15 protein-coding genes are annotated in these 17,021 nt (G+C 62.1%); 13 read left to right on the top strand and 2 right to left on the bottom strand.

Going from position 1 to position 17,021, the window contains the following annotated elements:
* Positions 1 to 281 precede the first annotated feature (281 nt).
* The 11 genes from MSL71_RS05785 (at position 282) to MSL71_RS05735 (ending at position 11,779) form a co-directional block, all read left to right on the top strand.
* Positions 282 to 2,735 (top strand): tetratricopeptide repeat protein, encoded by a 2,454-nt coding sequence (locus MSL71_RS05785; protein ID WP_180137733.1) that lies wholly within the window; start codon positions 282 to 284, stop codon positions 2,733 to 2,735.
* A 189-nt stretch (positions 2,736 to 2,924) separates the two neighbouring features.
* Positions 2,925 to 4,262 (top strand): sigma-54 interaction domain-containing protein, encoded by a 1,338-nt coding sequence (locus MSL71_RS05780; protein ID WP_246317722.1) that lies wholly within the window; start codon positions 2,925 to 2,927, stop codon positions 4,260 to 4,262.
* 93 nt (positions 4,263 to 4,355) lie between these two features.
* The gene (flgB, locus tag MSL71_RS05775; protein WP_180137730.1) at positions 4,356 to 4,739 is read left to right on the top strand and encodes a flagellar basal body rod protein FlgB; all 384 of its coding nucleotides are present in this window, start codon (positions 4,356 to 4,358) and stop codon (positions 4,737 to 4,739) included.
* Positions 4,740 to 4,758: 19 nt separating this feature from the next.
* The gene (flgC, locus tag MSL71_RS05770; RefSeq protein ID WP_180137728.1) at positions 4,759 to 5,193 is read left to right on the top strand and encodes a flagellar basal body rod protein FlgC; all 435 of its coding nucleotides are present in this window, start codon (positions 4,759 to 4,761) and stop codon (positions 5,191 to 5,193) included.
* An 18-nt stretch (positions 5,194 to 5,211) separates the two neighbouring features.
* Complete coding sequence (fliE, locus tag MSL71_RS05765; protein WP_180137726.1) at positions 5,212 to 5,499, top strand: flagellar hook-basal body complex protein FliE; 288 nt, start codon at positions 5,212 to 5,214, stop codon at positions 5,497 to 5,499.
* 93 nt (positions 5,500 to 5,592) lie between these two features.
* Positions 5,593 to 7,161, top strand: a complete 1,569-nt coding sequence (gene fliF, locus MSL71_RS05760; RefSeq protein ID WP_180137725.1) for a flagellar basal-body MS-ring/collar protein FliF — start codon at positions 5,593 to 5,595, stop codon at positions 7,159 to 7,161.
* A gap of 5 nt (positions 7,162 to 7,166) precedes the next feature.
* Complete coding sequence (fliG, locus tag MSL71_RS05755; protein WP_180137723.1) at positions 7,167 to 8,192, top strand: flagellar motor switch protein FliG; 1,026 nt, start codon at positions 7,167 to 7,169, stop codon at positions 8,190 to 8,192.
* Between the two features lie 102 nt (positions 8,193 to 8,294).
* On the top strand, positions 8,295 to 9,161 hold the full coding sequence (locus MSL71_RS05750) for a FliH/SctL family protein (protein ID WP_180137721.1): 867 nt from the start codon (positions 8,295 to 8,297) through the stop codon (positions 9,159 to 9,161).
* Positions 9,151 to 10,473, top strand: coding sequence for a FliI/YscN family ATPase (locus MSL71_RS05745; RefSeq protein ID WP_246317721.1), 1,323 nt, complete (start codon positions 9,151 to 9,153; stop codon positions 10,471 to 10,473). Before MSL71_RS05750 ends, MSL71_RS05745 begins: the two co-directional genes overlap by 11 nt.
* 273 nt (positions 10,474 to 10,746) lie before the next feature.
* Positions 10,747 to 11,202: a flagellar export protein FliJ gene (fliJ, locus tag MSL71_RS05740; RefSeq protein WP_180137720.1), complete on the top strand. Its 456-nt coding sequence runs from the start codon at positions 10,747 to 10,749 to the stop codon at positions 11,200 to 11,202.
* 7 nt (positions 11,203 to 11,209) lie between these two features.
* On the top strand, positions 11,210 to 11,779 hold the full coding sequence (locus tag MSL71_RS05735; protein WP_180137719.1) for a MotE family protein: 570 nt from the start codon (positions 11,210 to 11,212) through the stop codon (positions 11,777 to 11,779).
* Positions 11,780 to 12,000: 221 nt separating this feature from the next.
* On the opposite strand, the gene MSL71_RS05730 is transcribed toward MSL71_RS05735, so the two are convergent.
* The gene (locus MSL71_RS05730) at positions 12,001 to 12,594 is read right to left on the bottom strand and encodes a hypothetical protein (protein ID WP_180137718.1); all 594 of its coding nucleotides are present in this window, start codon (positions 12,592 to 12,594) and stop codon (positions 12,001 to 12,003) included.
* A 43-nt stretch (positions 12,595 to 12,637) separates the two neighbouring features.
* Complete coding sequence (locus tag MSL71_RS05725; RefSeq protein ID WP_180137717.1) at positions 12,638 to 13,432, bottom strand: substrate-binding domain-containing protein; 795 nt, start codon at positions 13,430 to 13,432, stop codon at positions 12,638 to 12,640.
* Between the two features lie 370 nt (positions 13,433 to 13,802).
* Between MSL71_RS05725 and MSL71_RS05720 the strand changes: the two genes are divergently transcribed.
* Positions 13,803 to 14,960 (top strand): Coenzyme F420 hydrogenase/dehydrogenase, beta subunit C-terminal domain, encoded by a 1,158-nt coding sequence (locus MSL71_RS05720; protein WP_180137716.1) that lies wholly within the window; start codon positions 13,803 to 13,805, stop codon positions 14,958 to 14,960.
* On the top strand, positions 14,944 to 16,878 hold the full coding sequence (locus MSL71_RS05715; RefSeq protein ID WP_180137715.1) for a thiamine pyrophosphate-dependent enzyme: 1,935 nt from the start codon (positions 14,944 to 14,946) through the stop codon (positions 16,876 to 16,878). Before MSL71_RS05720 ends, MSL71_RS05715 begins: the two co-directional genes overlap by 17 nt.
* Positions 16,879 to 17,021: the final 143 nt, after the last annotated feature.

Raw genomic sequence — 17,021 nt, 5'->3', positions numbered from 1 at the left:
CGGCATGCTCCTCTCCGCGGTTCGGGTGCCCCTTGCGGCCCCGGGCCTTACCCGTGCGACTTCCCCTGTCCTGCCCTGTCAAATTCTTGGCGCCTGTCCAGCTCGTTTACCGCCTCTTTTCAGAGGGGCTCCGACTCCGAATCAACGGCAATTTGTCGTGCTTTACGATGGTTACGGCCTGCCTGGGCCTTCTGGCACAGGGGTTGCAAAACCCATGGGCGATCGGCTGCGCCAGGCGTGCATCCGGCGGGGAATCACAAGGGACCACGAAGGAGTTGACGATGACGGCATTCCCAAAACGGCAGGGCAGATGGATTCCATGGGCAGCGGCAGCCCTCGTGTTGATGGCGTGGGGGCAGGCCATGGCGGTGGAGGTGACCCGGGTGAAGGTTTTTCGGGCACCGGATCGCGTGGAGCTCACCTTTTCCGAGCCCGTGGCCGCCAAAGTGGTGAAGATCGACGACCATGAACTGCTCATTGCCCTGAAAGACGCCACCGTTTCAGAAGGCCTGCTGCCGGGGCCCGGCACCATTGAGGTGGCGGTGCGGCGCCGTACGCCGTCAGTCACCACCCTGCTGGTGCGGACGGCTGACCCTATTTTGGCCATGGAACACGGATGGACGGGCTCGCGTCTCGTGATTTTGCTCTCCCTCAAGGAGACCCTTCGCAGCAAGGCGCCCCGGAGCGTCAAGCGACCGGCCGATGTCCTCACCCCGGAGCGGGTCCTCGGACGTATTCCGGCTCCGGCCGGCTCCCGGGCCGAGGAGACCCACCTGGTGGCCCGGGAGGGCTTTTCCGGCACCGTGGACGATTTGTTGCTGGAGGTAAAAAGCACCCTTTGCCGGGAGGGGGACGGCATGGATCGCATTCTGACCCTCATGCAGAGCGGTGCGTATCGGCGCGCCGAGCAGGAGGCGGCCAAGAGCCTGAAACTCTCTGACATGCCACGGGGCTGTGCCGAGGGCCTTGAGATCCTCCGGGTGCTCAGCGGCTTCCGCTCCGCAGAGAGCAGTCACCATCAGGATGGGTTTGTCTCGCTTCCGGCCCGCATCAACGATTTTATCAGCCGGTACCCGGACTCTCCGTACCTGCCCTATGCCCTCTCCATGCTGGGAAGCACCTATGCGGCCCTGGGGGACCACGGCATGGCCGAAGGGTACTTCCGTGTGGTTCTGGAAGACCACATCGGCTTTACCGGAGCCCCGGATACGGCCTTTCGCCTGGCAAAGCTCCTGCGTCGCACGGACCGTGCCGTGGAAGCCCTGCCCATGCTCAAGACCGTGACGGACCTGGGCGAGTCCCTGGCCTTTGCCGGGGAAGCCAAAAAGGAGATGGCCCTGGTCCTCTACGACGTGGGGGATTTTGCCAAAAGCCAGGCCCTCTTTGAGGCCCTTATGGCAGAGAGCGAAGAGGCGGTGTGGCAGGATCCCGACCTTCTCCTTTACGGCGGCCAGGCTGCCTTGAGGGCGGGGCACCGTGAAGTGGCGCGCCGCTACCTGGTGCAGTTTGCCAACCTTTTTCCCGATGCCCAAGGCGCGGACATGGCCCTTGAGAGCGTGGGGGAGAGCTGGCTGGACGACGGCCGCCCGGACCGCGCCAAGGCCTTTTTCCGCATGGTTATTGAGCGCTACACCGAAGGGGAGGGCTATGTGACGGCCCTGGTCCGCCTGGCCGAGCAGCTTCCGGACCGAAAGGAGAAGGAGGCCCTCTACACCCAGGTCATCGATGATTTTTCCGAGCACCCCCTGGCGCGCCTCTCCATGCTGCGCATGGCGTCCCTTTACGATGAGGCCGGTGAGCACGAGGCCAGCGTTGCCATGGTAAAAAAACTGCTGGAGGTCGGGGCAGGGGGCTTGCGGGCCGAAGCCTATGCCCGTGCCGAGCAGGCCGTGCTGGGTCACTTCAAGGGGCTCATGGCCGAGGGTCGGTATGTGGATCTCATTGCGTTTTTTGAAAAGGAGCGGCGCCTCCTGCACAAGCTGGAGAATCCCGACATCTTTCTCCTGGCCGGAGAGGCCTTTATGACAGCCCACCTCTACGGCAGCGCCGCCAAGGAGCTGGAGCGCGCCATTGTCCTGTCCATGAAGCGGCTCAAGTGGTCGGGGGAGGAACGCCTGGCCGGTCTCTACTTTCAGCTGGGGCAGGCCCTGGACGAGGGCGGGCGCAAGAAAGAGGCGCAAACCATTTTTACCCGCTACCTGGAGCGGTACCCCAAGGCTCCGGGCCAGGGAGAATCCTCCCTGAGGCTGGGGCGCATCCTCTACGAGGCCGGTGAGCTGGAGCAGGCCGAGGTGCTGTTCAAAAAAAGCCTGAGCTTCGGCGAGGGCGCCGAGGCCCAGGTCTGGCTCTCCCGGTGCCGGGAAGATCTGGGGGACCACGCCGGGGCCGCAGGCCGCCTTAAAAAGGCGATTCCCCTCCTGGAAGCCGGGGAGCCCGTGCCGTCGGATGATCTCTATGCGGCGTACCGCCGCCTGGGAGATCTGGAGATGAAGCTGGGCAAGTACCTGGACGCGGTAACCGCCTTTGCCGGGGCGGAAAAATATGCCGGTGAAGAGGTCTCCGGTGAAGAGCTTCGTTTTTTACGGGCCGATGCCCTGGCCAAGGGCGGAGAGACAAGCCGTGCCATGGTTCTTTACCGGGCCGTCTCAACCTCGGATGATGAGTTCTGGAGCGGCATGGCCACGGAACGGCTCCGTGCCATGGAGCTCGACAAGCGCCTTGGGGGGGACCGCTGATCCCACCGGCAAAGATTTCCGGGTTTTGCCTTCAGGGGTGCTCGGAAAGAGATGCGTAGAAGTCTGTTTATCTAATGCGTTAAGCGTTTGGCCACCGGCGGAGCTGCCGGTGGCGTTTGTGATTTTAAAACGGTTGGCCCGTGGGGCCGGCAGTGAGAAGACGAAGGGAAGGACATGGCAGCGTGCCGGGTGTTATTGGTTGATCAAGGGCTCTCCCGAAGCCGGGAGTGGGGCCCCGTCCTGGAAACAAAGGGCCACGTCCTGGATCGCGTGCCGGAGCTTCCCGATGTGTCTGAGCTTGCCGTCGGGCACCACGACCTTGTGGTGGTCCATGCCCCGTCCGCAGGCCATGGTCTCACCCCTTTTCTTGCGGCCCTGGCCGCCGAGGAGGAGGGGCCCGATGCCGTGGTGGTGATGGACACCCCGGATGCCGCCCTTGCCGTGGCCTGGATGAAAGAGGGGGCCCGGGACTGCCTCATGGCCCCGGTGAGCCCGGAGCAGATTGCTCTGCTGGCCGACGCCCGGGTGGCTGCCTCGGCCGCGGGCCGGGGACGGGTGGCCGGAAAGACCCGCATTGTCACCTGCAACCCCCGCATGGAGGCCCTTCTCTCCATGCTGGACCGGGTGGCCGACAGCTCGGCTTCGGTCCTCATCACAGGAGAGAGCGGCACGGGCAAGGAGCTGATCGCCCGGTACGTGCACGGCAAGAGCCGCAGGGGTTCAGGTCCCTTTGTGGCGGTGAACTGCGCGGCCCTGCCCGAAAGCCTCATGGAGAGCGAGCTCTTCGGCCATGAAAAGGGGGCTTTTACCGGCGCCACCTCCCGAAAGGCCGGAAAATTCGAACTGGCCCAGGGGGGGACCCTGCTCCTGGACGAGATCACCGAGATGCCCGTGATTCTCCAGGCCAAGCTGCTGCGGGCCATCCAGGAGAAAGAGGTGGACCGCCTTGGCGGGACCTCACCGGTTTCCGTGGATGTCCGGGTGGTGGCCACCTCCAACCGGGACTTGAAAGAGGCCATCGAGCAGGGTCTGTTCCGGGAAGACCTTTACTTCCGGCTCAACGTCATCCCCGTCAAGATTCCCCCGCTCCGGGAGCGGCAGGAAGACATCGAAGCCCTGGCCCGTCATTTCATGGCGCGGTTCAGCGTCCAGGACGGACGCGCCGTCAAAAATTTGACGTCCGACGCCGTGGATCGCCTGCGGAATTACCCCTTTGCCGGCAACGTGCGGGAGCTGGAGAACCTCATTCACCGCGCCGTGCTTCTGGCCGACGGGGAGACCATCGGGGCCGAGGCCCTCTGGTTCGAGGAGGGGGAGATGCCCCAGCCCGCTGTCGCACCTGAAGGGAGTATTGCCCGTGATTTCAAGGGGGCACCTCTGCGGGAGGTGGAGCGCATGGTGATCTTTGACACCCTGGAACAGACCGGCGGCAACCGGACCCACGCAGCCCGGATCCTGGGGATCAGCGTGCGGACCTTAAGGAACAAATTGAACGAATACCGTGCAGACGGTTCCGAAATTCCGTAAAGGCACGGATGTTGCATTTAATTCTCCCCCAGGAACGTAAGGGCGCTCACGCGCCAGTGGACAACCCATCACCGCAAAAGAGGCCGGACCATCATGTCACGCGATTTACCCATCGACAGCACCTACGCCATGCTCGGCAAGGCCATGGATGTCTCCGCACGACGCCATAACCTCATCACGGGCAACATTGCCAACATGGACACGGTGGGGTACAAGGCCAAGGACCTGGACTTCCAGAAAACCCTGGAGATGGAGATGACCCGGGGGGGCGGCCCCCTGGACCGGACCCACGACAAACACCTCCAGGGCCGTCCCGCAGGGGCCTTTGACGCAGAGATGGAGGAAGACGCGCCCGTGGACCTGGACCGGGAGATGTCCCGGCTGGTGGAGAACAACATCCGGTACCGCTCCACCGTGGAGATGATGATGCGCAAGGTGGCCACCCTTCGGGATGCCATCGGCGAAGGCGTGAAATAACGTTTGAGGGGGAATTACCATGGATCTTCTGGGAGCCATTAAAGTCAGCAGTTCGGCCCTTACGGCCCACCGCACCAAGATGAACGTGGTGGCGGAAAACATCGCCAACTCCGAGACCACCCGCACCGCCGAGGGCGGGCCCTACCGTCGCAAGATGGTGGTCTTTGAAAAAGAAGCGCCCGAGAGCTTCGATAACGTCTTCGCACGGGAGATGGCCCGGGGTGACACCGTGAAGGTGACGGAGATCGTCAGCTCCCCCGAGGACTACCGCCTGGAGTACAACCCCGAGCACCCGGACGCCGACCCGGAGACGGGGTATGTGAAGATGCCCAACGTGGATGTCCTCTCCGAGGTGGCGGACATGATGGTGGCCAGGCGCTCCTACGACGCCAGCGCCACGGCCGTGGAGAACTCCAAGAACATGATCATGAAGGCCCTTGAGATCGGGCGCTGATAGGAGACAGGTGGTACCATGAAGATTACCCAGCTCACACAAGGCGTCTCCACCCCGCAGCCTTCGGCTGAAAACCGGGTGGGAAACGGCCCCTCCTTTGAAGAGCGCTTCAAGGGCGCCCTGGCCGAGGTCAACACCAAGCAGCAGGACGCCGACAGCGCCGCCCAGCAGGTGATCTCCGGCAAGAAGGGCATCCACGAAGGGATGCTGGCCCTCCAGGAAGCGGACATTGCCATGAAGGCCCTGCTTCAGGTGCGCAACAAGGTGATCTCCGCTTACAACGATGTGATGAAAATGCAGGTGTAGTCCCTGCCCGTTGTCTTATTCCCCCTCCCGTGACGCATCTTCCGATGGACCGAGGAGCTCGATTTACGCTGTCTGCCATGAGGTAACCTGCAGGTGTTTCAGTTTTTTCAACAGATCCGTGACGTTCTCGCCAAGATGCCCCTTTCCCGCAAGATTGCGGTGGGCGCCCTCCTTTTTGTGGTCATCAGTCTCTTTGCCGGGATTATTTTCTGGAGCAACATGGTGGAGTACCGCTCCCTGTACCGCGGCCTCTCCCCCGAAGACGCCTCCCAGGTGGTGACCCGCCTCAAGGAACTCAAGATTCCCTACAAGCTGGAATCCGGCGGCTCCGGTATCTCCGTGCCTGCGGATAAGCTCTACGACCTGCGCCTCTCCATGGCCTCCGAAGGCCTGCCCAAGGGCTCCGGCGTGGGCTTTGAGATTTTTAACAAGACCGAGTTCGGCACCACGGAGTTTGTCCAGAAGCTCAACTTCCAGCGTGCCCTCCAGGGGGAGCTGGCCCGGACCATCCGGGAGATCGAGGAGGTGAGGGACGCCCGCGTCCTCATCGTCATGCCCAAGGACTCCGTGTTCGTTGAAGAGTCCAAGCCCCCGTCCGCCTCCGTGCTCTTAAAGCTGCGCAAGACCCTGCCCCAGAGCCAGGTGGAAGCCATCGTGCACCTGGTGGCAAGCTCCGTGGAAGACCTCACCCCGGACCGGGTCACCGTGGTGGACTCCCGGGGCAAGATCCTCTCCAGCGGCACCCCCGAGGATGCGGATAAACAGCTCCTCAACTCCCAGCTCTCCTACAAGCTCGCCTACGAGCGGAACGTCACCCAGCGCATCCAGAGCATGCTGGAGCGCATCGTGGGCCAGGGCAAGTGCATCGTGCGTGTCACCGTGGACATGGATTTTTCCCGGGTGGACGTGAGTGAAGAGCTCTTTGATCCCGACGGGCAGGTGGTGCGAAGCCGCCAGAATGTGGCTGAAAAGAGCGACAAGACCAACGTCGGGCCGGACAAGATCTCCAGCGTCAACCCCCTGGCCGACCTGGACCCCAATCGAAAAACCGAGAGCAAGCAGCGCAACGACGACACGGTTAACTATGAAATCAGCCGCACCACCCGCCGCACCACCCGCCCCCTGGGGGAGGTGATGCGCATCTCCGTGGCCGCGGTCTTAGACGGTACCTACACCACGGAGATCTCGGAAGACGGCACCCGGAGCCGTAAATACGTGCCCAGAAGCGCCGAGGAGATGAAGCTCTTTACCACCATCGTGCGCCAGGCCATGGGCTACAGCTCAGACCGGGAAGACCAGGTCTCGGTGGAGTCCATGCCCTTTACCATGGACGACGACTGGGAGCTGGAGCAGCCTCCGGCCAAGGGCGTGGACAAGCTTGTGGACGATTACGGCAAGCTGGGGCTCAACCTGCTGGCCATCCTTCTGGTCTTCCTCTTTGTGGTGCGGCCCCTGATCCGCACCCTGCGTGAGGTGAACCAGCAGGAGGAGGACGATATCTTCGATGAGGACGACGACGGCGTCACCGTCTCCATCGGGGGAGATGCCCAGGCCGACGGGGTGCTTCGGGACGGTACGCCCCAGGAGCGCGCCATGCGACTGGTGCGTGAAGATGTGGACAAAGCGGCCAACATTATCAAAGGCTGGCTGGGGGAGGAGTAGGGACAATGCCTGCAGAAAACGCACAAAAAGGGGACAAGGCCATGACAGGCCCCATGAAGGCGGCCATTTTCCTTCTTTCGCTGGGGGAAGGCCGGGCCGCCGAGGTGTTCAAGAAATTAAACGACGCCGAGATCCGGCTGGTGGCCACCACCATGACCCAGATCCGGGAGATCCTCCCGGAAGACCTGGCCGCCGTGGCCAACGAGTTCATCGAACTCTTCGAAGGGGACACCAAGCTGATGGTGGAGTCCGGAGACTTCCTCCGAAACGTCATCAAAAACACCCTGCCTGCGGATCGTGCCGAAGAGATCCTGAAAGAGATCGAGGCCCTGCAGCGGGACAAACCCTTTGGCTGGAGCCGGGACGTCAACGTGGCATCCCTCTCCACGGCCCTGCTCCTGGAGCATCCCCAGACCATCGCCATGATCATGGCCCATTTGCCCCCGGACATTGCGGCGGACGTGCTGATCTCCTTTCCCGAGGAGATGAAAGGGGACGTTGCCTTAAGGGTGGCCCGCATCGGGCAGATCCCCGAGGAGATCGTCCGGGACGTGGACGGCGCCCTCAAGGACGAGCTCAAGAACATGGTCAGCTCCGGCGGCAAAGTGGGCGGACTCCAGGTGCTGGTGGACATCATCGGCGGCGTGGACAAGGCCACCGAGGACACCGTCATGGAGATGATCGAGGAAGAGGACATGGAAATGGCCATGAACGTCCGGGACATGATGTTTGTCTTCGAAGACCTCGTGGGCGTGGACGATCGCGGTATGCGCGAGGTGCTCAAGCGGGTGGAGGGGGCTCAGCTCACCATTGCCCTGAAGACCGCCAGCGAAGACATGAAGAACAAGATCCTCGGCAACCTCTCTTCACGTGCCGCCGAGATGATCCTGGAAGATCTGGAGGTCATGGGGCCGGTGAAACTCTCCGAGGTGGAGGGGGCCCAGCAGGCCGTTGTGCAGGCGGCCAAGGACCTGGAGGCCGAGGGCACCATTACCCTGGCCGGAAAAGGCAAAGACGATATCCTGGTGTAACCCAGAAGGTGTCCGCGGCCGCATTTGCGCAGGAACGGACACGCACCAGGCAGTGTGAGTTTGAATGGTTTGCCCGGGGTACCGGGCTGGTTGGGAGACGGTATGACGGAAAACGGGTTTCGCCCCCTGGTGGGGGTCTCCTCCGGAGCGTTTGAAACATCAACGGTACCCAGTGGGGAGAGTAGCGGAGGGATACAGAATTTCCACCGCCTGGAGTTCAAACAGGAAGAGCCCAACCCCGAAGGGGGCGAGCCGGTGGAGACCGGAGAGGCCCCCTTTGCGCCGGAAGCGCCGGAGCCTCCCCCGGTTCAGGAGACACCGACGCCCCCGCCAGCACCGGAACCACCCCCTGAGCCCGACACCGCCGATGTGGAAACCGGTGACCAGGAGACCGCACCAGCCACTCCCGCCGAGGACTCCGGCCTTTTTGAGGTGGAGCGCCAGGCCTTTGAGATGGGTTTTGAGAAGGGTGAGCGCGAAGGCTTCAGCAAAGGGGAAGAGCGGGCCATGGAGATGCTGGTACGCCTTGAAAACCTGATCCTTGGCTTTGAAGGTGCGTGGCGTAAAAGCTGTGAAAACCGGGAAGAAGAGGTGGTTCGCCTGGCCCTGGTGGTGGCGGAAAAAGTGGCCCTGGCCAAGGCCGACCGGGACGATGAAATGGCAGCCCGCTCCCTGGTGGAAGCCCTGGCAGCCCTGGAGAATCCCGGGACCTGTACCGTGCGGGTGAATCCCGATGACTTTGATTCGGTGGAGCGCCTGAGGGGCGACCTTTTTCAGCGTGTTGCCAACCTCCAGGAGATCACCATTCTTCCGGACGGGGTGGTTGAGGAAGGGGAAGTCCGCTTAGAGAGCGACAACGGCTGGCTGGAAACCCACGCCAGAAAACGCCTGGATGAGGTCCTCTCCCGCGTGGGCGAAGCCGCGGGCATTTCCATGGGCGACCCCGGGGAGGTGCCGGGTGGCGTATGACCACGGGGTCTGGAAGATCATGGAAGAGGCGGCCCGCCAGACGCGTCTCTTTTCCTCCGAAGGCCGTGTAGAGCAGGTCCTGGGGCTCGTGGTGGAAGGCCGGGGCCTCAAGGCGGGTATCGGCAGCCTGGTTACCATCCTCACCGCTTCGGGCAGAGCCCTGGCAGGGGAGGTTGTGGGGTTCCGGGAAGGCCGCGTGGTGATCATGCCCTACGGCGACATCGCCGGGGTGTGCGAGGGAGACCGCATCCGCCTGTCTGAATCCGAGCCCGCCGCCAGCGTGGGAGACGGCTTTCTGGGCCGGGTGGTGGATGGCCTGGGCCACCCCATCGACGGCAAGGGTCCTCTGGGGCCCTGTGTGGACTATCCCCTTTACGGAAAGCCCATTAACCCCATGGAGCGTCGGCCCGTGGATGAATTCCTGGACGTGGGGATCTCCGCCATCAACCTCATGACCCCGGTGGGACGCGGCCAGCGCGTGGCCATCATGGCCGGTTCCGGGGTGGGCAAGAGCGTGCTCATGGGCATGATGACCCGCTACACCGAAGCCGAAGTGGTCATCATCGGCCTCATCGGCGAGCGCGGCCGTGAGGTCAAAGATTTTGTGGACAAGACCCTGGGCAAAGAGGGCCTGGAACGGGCCGTGGTGGTGGCGGCAACCTCGGACAGCCCCCCCCTGGTGCGCATGCGCGGTGCCTACCAGGCCACGGCCCTGGCAGAGTACTTCCGGGACCAGGGCAAGGATGTGCTCCTGATCATCGATTCCATCACCCGTTTTGCCATGTCCTCCCGGGACGTGGGGCTCTCCGCAGGCGAGGCCCCCACCAACCGCGGTTACACCTCTTCATTTTTCGTGAAGATCCCCATCCTGCTGGAGCGGGCCGGGGCCGTGGAGGGCAAGGGCTCCATCACCGGGTTCTACACCACCCTGGTGGAAGGGGACGACATGAACGATCCTGTGGGGGACACCGTGCGTTCCATCGTGGACGGCCACATCGTTCTCTCCAGGGACCTGGCCAACCGGGGCCATTACCCCGCCATCGAAGTACTGGGCAGCGTGAGCCGTGTGGCAAGCGACGTGGTGGGACCCGACCACCTGGCCCTGCGAAGCAGGCTCCAGGGGCTGATGTCCACCTACCGTCAGTCCGAAGACATGATCGCCATCGGGGCCTATAACCAGGGCAGCAACGCCCAGATCGACGAGGCCATTGCCTTAAAGCCCAAGATCGACGACCTGCTTCGCCAGAACGTGGAGATGAAGTGCAGCTACGGCGTCTCCCTCAACCGGTTGAAGGCCCTTTTTATGGCGTAAGGAGGGGGGCAACCGTTCAGCCTTTAAAAAAAGCCTCCGGCGGCAAGGTGGGGGCACCTTGAAACCCTATGGCGAATGCAGGGCGGTAGACATTACGCATACGTTTTCGGGCATTCGCGTGATGTGTGGCATGCGACAACTGTTTTTGCAAAATCGGCCCATTTCATTCTTCATTTGCCCAAACGGTTTTTATGGCCTGTTTGTTAAACCCGCCTTTGTAAAATCAGGCAAAAGTTTAGCCCCCGGCAGGGCCGCCGGAGGCACTGTTTTTTTATGAAAAAATTTACATTCAAATTAGAGTCGGTGCTCTCCCTGCGCGAGCACAAGGAGCGCCTTGTGATGCAGGAGGTGGGGGCCCTCACCCAGGAGCTGGCCCGGGTCAAGGGGGAGATGACGGCCCTTGAGGAGGAGCGGGCCGAGGTGGAACAGAACCTTTCCCGTCGCATGGGCAACGGCATGAGCGGCGCCGAGCTCCAGGGGGTTCAGGCCTACATCAAGGGCATCGCCGTTCGGTGGCAGGAAGAGCTGGTCCTGTCCGAGAAGGTCCAGCGGTACCTGGACGCCAAGCGCGGTGAGCTGGCCAAGTGCGCGGTGGAGCGAAAGGCCATGGAAACCCTGAAGGAGAGACAGCGTGAAGCGTTTCTCCGCGAACAGGACGAAGAGCAGCGCAAACTGGACGAAGAGACAGTACTGGTGCACCGGGCGGCCACGGCCCGGAGCCGGGAGTGAGGACGTGATGAAGGCAATGAGAGTTGTGATGGTGGGGATGCTTATTTGCTGGAGCCTGTGGGCTCCTGTGCTGGCAGCCGATCCCCAGGACGGGGAAGCCCCCGAGGGCCAAGAAGCTGCCGCCCCCGTGGTGGAGACCCCGGAAATCCTCTTCCGGGGCCTGGAGGCCAAGCGCATCGCCCTTGAAGCCAGGGCCGAAGCCATTCGCCTGGAGGAGAAAAAGCTCAAAGAACTTAAAGCCGAGCTGGACGCCACCCGTGAAACCCTGGAGACCCTCCGCCGTCAGATCGAAACCAGCCTGAGCCGCCTGGAAGCAAAGGAGAAGGCGGTGAACGAAGCCCAGCGCCTGGAGGAGGAGAAAAAGATCAAGCAGCTGGTCAAGCTCTACTCCAGCATGAAGCCCAAACAGGCCGCAGCCATCGTGGACAGCATGGACATCGTCATTGCCGAGCGCCTCTTCATGAACCTCAAAGGAGACGTGGCAGGAAAAATCCTCGCCTATGTGGCAAAGGACAAAGCCGCGCGCATCAGCGAACGCCTCGCCGAAACGTTAGCCGACCTGCCGGAGGTGAAGTAGAACACCCCCGGTGAACCTCAGAGAAACCAAACGCAAAAAGGCCGTGATTCCATGGGAATCACGGCCTTTTTTGTTTGTGGGTTTTGCATGCCTCCGGCGGCCCTGCCGAAGGCCATTGCGCGTTGCCCTGAGGAACGAAGGGCAACGCGCAATGGCAATCAGCTTTCGAGGTGGCTCACCTCGCCGCCGGAGGCTTGCTTTTCTTGCTCAACGTCACCTGTTCAGTGCGTATAGGTCTTGTCGATGGTTGAGATGTAGAGGATGTCGTTCTCTTTTTTGACGAACACATGGATCTGGAGGTCCCGGCAGCTTTTTTTGAAGCATTCGTCGAGCTGGATGACGGCGTTGTCGTCCGTCAGGAGGTTTTTGAGCCTTCCGGAATCCGGGAACTGGAGAAGGACCTTTTCCCCCGGGGCTTTTTCAACGTCCCCGCAGGGGATGACGTCGCCGGAGTCGGCCATGAGGCGCCCCAGCTCCTCTTCGCTGGCGTTGGCATAGATCTTTGCCATGAGGTAGTCCACGGCCCCCAGGCCGTAGAGGGGGAGTTCGCACAGGGCGATGATGAAGCCCCTGGGACGCTTTCGGGAGATCTGGATCTCCTCGATGGTCTCCTTGCAGTAGGGCTGGCGGGTGAGGGTGTAGATTCCTTCGTCTTCTTCGAGCATGTAGACGGCGTTGATGCGCTGGCCCACCCCTTTGTCTCCGGTGCGGGTCTCCTCCACGCGCGGGGCCGACATGGTCAGGGCCGAGGCGCACCCCATGGCGAGAAGGAGACTTGAAAGCCAGATGAGGCCGATGGTTCTTTTCAGGTGCATGGTGTTCTCCCGTTGCTCTGGTGGCGGTTGGCTTTATGACGGATCACTGGATAAGGGGGGTGAGCCCCCGGCGCGTCATGTTTGCCCTGGCCTTTTCCGACAGGGTGTAATTGAGCACTTCCCGGACCACCCCGGAAGGCTGGCCCCGGGTCACCAGGGAGAAGGTCTGCGTGTAGGGGTAATCTTCGGAACCGGGCTCAAGCCCGTCGATGGTGAAGATTTTGACGTTGTCGTATTTGGCCACCACGCTGCGTGTGGCAAAGGAGAGGGCCCCGGGAATGTGGCTCACTGCCTCAACGGCCGACGAGGAGTGGGCCGCCTGGTAATCGAATTTCATCTGGGACGCGCCCATGGCCTGACGCACAAAGTTGACATAGGCCCCGGTCTCCTTGACCGGGGTGACGATGCGCACGGGCAGGTCCGGTCCCCCCACCTCTTTCCAGTTGGGGATGTTGCCGCTGAAAAGGCGCCTTACTTCGGTGAGGGAGAGGTCCCCCACCGGAATCTCCGTACAGGCAATGACCACCATGGGATCCTTGCAGATGGGGATGGCCACGAGGCCCTGTTTTCGATCCTCCGGAGAGAGGGGCAGGGCCGAGGCGGCCAGCTCACAGAAGCCGTTTTTCAGCCGGTTGATGGACACCTGGGAGGAGAAGACATGGAGGGTGACATTGAGACCGGTGGTCTGTTTGAAGTCGTTGAGGACGGTTTTGCCGAAGGCCTCGGCAATCTGGGAGGAGCAGCTGGCGTTGACCATGCCCTGGGCGGACACCGAGGCAGGCAGAAGGCACGACAGGGCGATGAGTAAAACGAAAAGAGCGTTATTCCTGGGTGACATGGCATCTCTCCGAGTGGAAGGTTGACGATCTGTATATCGAAACATAAAGAGCTGTTCGGTTCCTGGTAATGCCGAAAACCACGATACGAATATGCTGCCCCGAGGTAAAGTGAAATATTTCAGGCCGGACAGCCATGGGAGGGAATATGAGGTGTGTATCTTAAAATGAACGACGATCGCAACATAAAAATAGTGTTCGATAATTTTGTTGACAGGAAAAATGGGATGCCCGTATACTTTTTTTATAATGATATACGCTGTTTGATGATGTCGAACAACTGAGGGCCAACGGCTCACGTCCGGCCCCTGTTCCGTGGAACCGGAGAACTGGTTTCGATTCACCCGTTTGTGCGATGCAAGGGAGACTGCCATGGAGATTCGCGGAGGGATGGAGCTGGTGCGTGATGTTCTGGACAAGGGGCTGTGCGTGGATTGCGGTGGTTGCGTGGGGCTCTGTCCCTATTTTCGGAGCCATAAGGGGCGCGTGGCCATGCTTTTCGACTGCAACCTCGAGAAGGGGCGTTGCCACGCCCACTGCCCCAGGGCGGAAGTGGACCTGGACGCCGTTAGCAAAAAGCTTCCCGGGGGCCATTACACAGGAGAGCCCGCAGGCCGCTTTCTTCGCATGGTCAAGGCCCGTGCCGGAAAGAAGATGGTTGGCAGGGCGTCATACCAGAACGGGGGGACCGTCTCTTCCCTCCTGGCCCTGGCTTTTGACACCGGGCTCATCGACGCCGCGGCCCTCACCGATCGAAAGGGCCTGATGCCCCTGCCCCGCGTGGTCACCGACGTGGCCGGGGTCCTGGCCTGTGCCTCCTCCAAGTACATGGCATCCCCCACGGTGGGTGCCGTACATGAAGCCGTGGCCGAAGGGTTCCGGCGCATCGCCATGGTGGGGACGCCCTGCCAGGTGACCTCCGTGGGGCAGATGCGGTGCGATTCCCTGGATCGCTCTGAAACCGATCCCGTGACCCTGACCATCGGCCTTTTCTGCACCTGGGCCTTAGACGCCCGCCAATTTTCCGACCTGGTCCCCGACGGGGTGGATGCCGGGGCCGTCACCGGAATGGACGTACCACCGCCCCCTGCCTCGGTGTTTTCCCTTCACACCCCGGACGGCACCGTCAACCTTCCCCTGGAGTCCATTCGAAACGCCATCCCGGACGGCTGCCGGGTCTGCCCGGACATGACCGCGGAGTTCACCGACCTTTCCGTGGGGGCCATGGAGGGGGACACGTCCTGGAATCTTCTCATCTGTCGGACCGAGGTGGGAGACGCCCTGGTGGAAATGGCCGTAAGCAGAGGCTACCTTGATACCGACCCCGTGGATCCGGCCCAGGCGGACCGCCTCATGGAGGCCGCCGCCGCAAAAAAAGCCCGGGCCCTTCTGAAGGCCCGTGAGGACGGGGGGCTCAACAGTGAAGAGGGGCCGTCGATGTTTCGCGTGGCCCCTGCCGTTGTGGACAAGATCATGAACCGGGGCCGCCGGTCCCTGGCGTCAGGGAGGTGCGATGAGCCATCTGCATAAAGAGAAGCCGGGAACGCGTCGGCTCTGCATGGGAAACGAGGCCATTGTCCGTGGGGCCCTGGAGGCCGGAGTGGCTGTTGCCGCAGGCTACCCTGGAACCCCGTCGTCCGAGATCATTGAAACCCTTTCGGAGTCGGCTGAATCCCAAGGGCTCTATGTGGAGTGGTCGGTGAACGAAAAGGTGGCCCTGGAGGTGGCGTCTGCCGCTTCCTTTGCCGGACTGCGGTCCCTGGCCGTGATGAAGCAGCCGGGCCTCAACGTGGCTTCAGACTACCTGCTCCACTTGTCGGGCTCCGGTACCCGGGGGGGCATTGTGCTGGTCTCTGCCGACGACCCCGGGGCTCTTTCCAGCGTCAACGAAGGGGAGACCCGGCCCTACGCCAAGCTCATGGAGGTGCCCCTGCTGGAACCTGGGGATGTCCAGGAGGCAAGAGAGATGACAGCCTGGGCCTTCGAGCTCTCCGAGAGCATCCGCAACGTGGTGCTCTTGCGGACCGTGACCCGGCTCTCCCATGCCAGCGGCACCGTGGTGATGGGTAATGTTCAGGAGACAGAGAAGAGGGCGCGCTTTACCCATGACGGGTTTATTATCGACCCCATGGAAGGGGTGGTGATGAGCCCGCCCGTGGAGTGGAAACACGGCCAGCAGCAGGAGAAACTCGAAAAGGCCCGGGCCCTTTTTGAGACCTCTCCTTTTAACACCTACGAAGGCCCGGACAACCCGGAGCTGCTCATCATCACCAGTTCGGTCTGTGCCCTCTACAGCCGGGAGGCCGTGAGCCTTCTGAAGGCCCAAGAGAGGGTGGGGATTCTTAAGCTCGGCACCACCTGGCCCCTGCCCGAGGTCCTGGTGAAAAAACACCTGGCCTCCACCGAAAAAGTTCTGGTGGTGGAAGAGGTTCTTCCGTTCCTGGAAGGGGAGATCAAGATCCTGGCCGCTGAGTCCGCAGGGGAAATCGGCGTAAAACACTTCTTTGGTAAAAAAGAGGGGAACCTCGCCTCCACCGGGGAGATGAACCCGGACCGCGTGGTGGGTGCCCTGTCCGCCATCCTGGAGATTCCCTATGAAGGCCTGGAGGCTGCCTACGCCCAGCGGGCCACCGAGGTGTCTTTCATGGGCTCCCCCAACCGGGAGGCCACCTTCTGCCCGGGGTGCCCCCATCGCGCCTCCTTCTGGTCCATCAACACGGTCCTGTCCATGGACAACCGCAACGGCTTTGTATGCGGAGACATCGGCTGCTACTCCATGGCCGTGCTTCCGGCCGGGTTCTCGACCCTCAAGACCCTGCATGCCATGGGCTCCGGCACTGGCGTGGCCAGCGGATTCGGCAAGCTCTCCCCCTTTGGCATGGACCAGCCCGTGGTCTCGGTCTGCGGGGACAGCACCTTTTTTCACTCCATTCTTCCCCCCCTTGCCAACGCCATCCACCACCGGGCCAACCTGACCCTTGTGGTCCTGGACAACAGCGGCACGGCCATGACAGGCTTTCAGCCCCATCCGGGCCTTGGGGTCGATGCCATGGGAAGCCCCGCCCACTCCATTGATATCCCCACGGTGTGCAAGGCCCTTGGCGCCCGCGTCAGCGTGACCGATCCCTTTGAGGTGGCCACCACCCGGGAGACCCTCTTTGACCTCATGGAGCAGGAGGGCGTTGGCGTCCTGGTCCTCAAGCAGGCCTGCGCCCTGAGCCCTGAAAAAAAACGCACCAAAGCCTGGGAGATGAGCGTGGACGAGTCCACCTGCCTGGGAGAAACCTGCGGATGCAACCGCCTCTGCACCCGCATTTTTGCCTGCCCAGGCCTTGTCTGGGACAAAGAAAAAGGCACAGCCCGCATCGATGAGGTGGTATGCACCGGTTGCGGCGTCTGCGCGGATATTTGCCCTGTGGGCGCCATCGGCAAGGTGGCACCGGTATAAAAGAAAAGGCAAAAAGCGCCTCCGGCGGGCAGGGGCTGAGCCCCTGCACCCCAGGTTCGCAAATGCTCCGGGGCTTCGCCCCTTCACATTTGCTGACGGGCTGCGCCCGAGAATAAGGTCATGGGCTATACATTTTTTTCATG

This window comes from Desulfoluna butyratoxydans, from assembly GCF_900699765.1.
GTDB lineage: Bacteria > Desulfobacterota > Desulfobacteria > Desulfobacterales > Desulfolunaceae > Desulfoluna > Desulfoluna butyratoxydans.
The sequence above is the reverse complement of the archived record's forward strand: the minus strand, read 5'-3'. Positions and strand labels throughout refer to the sequence as shown.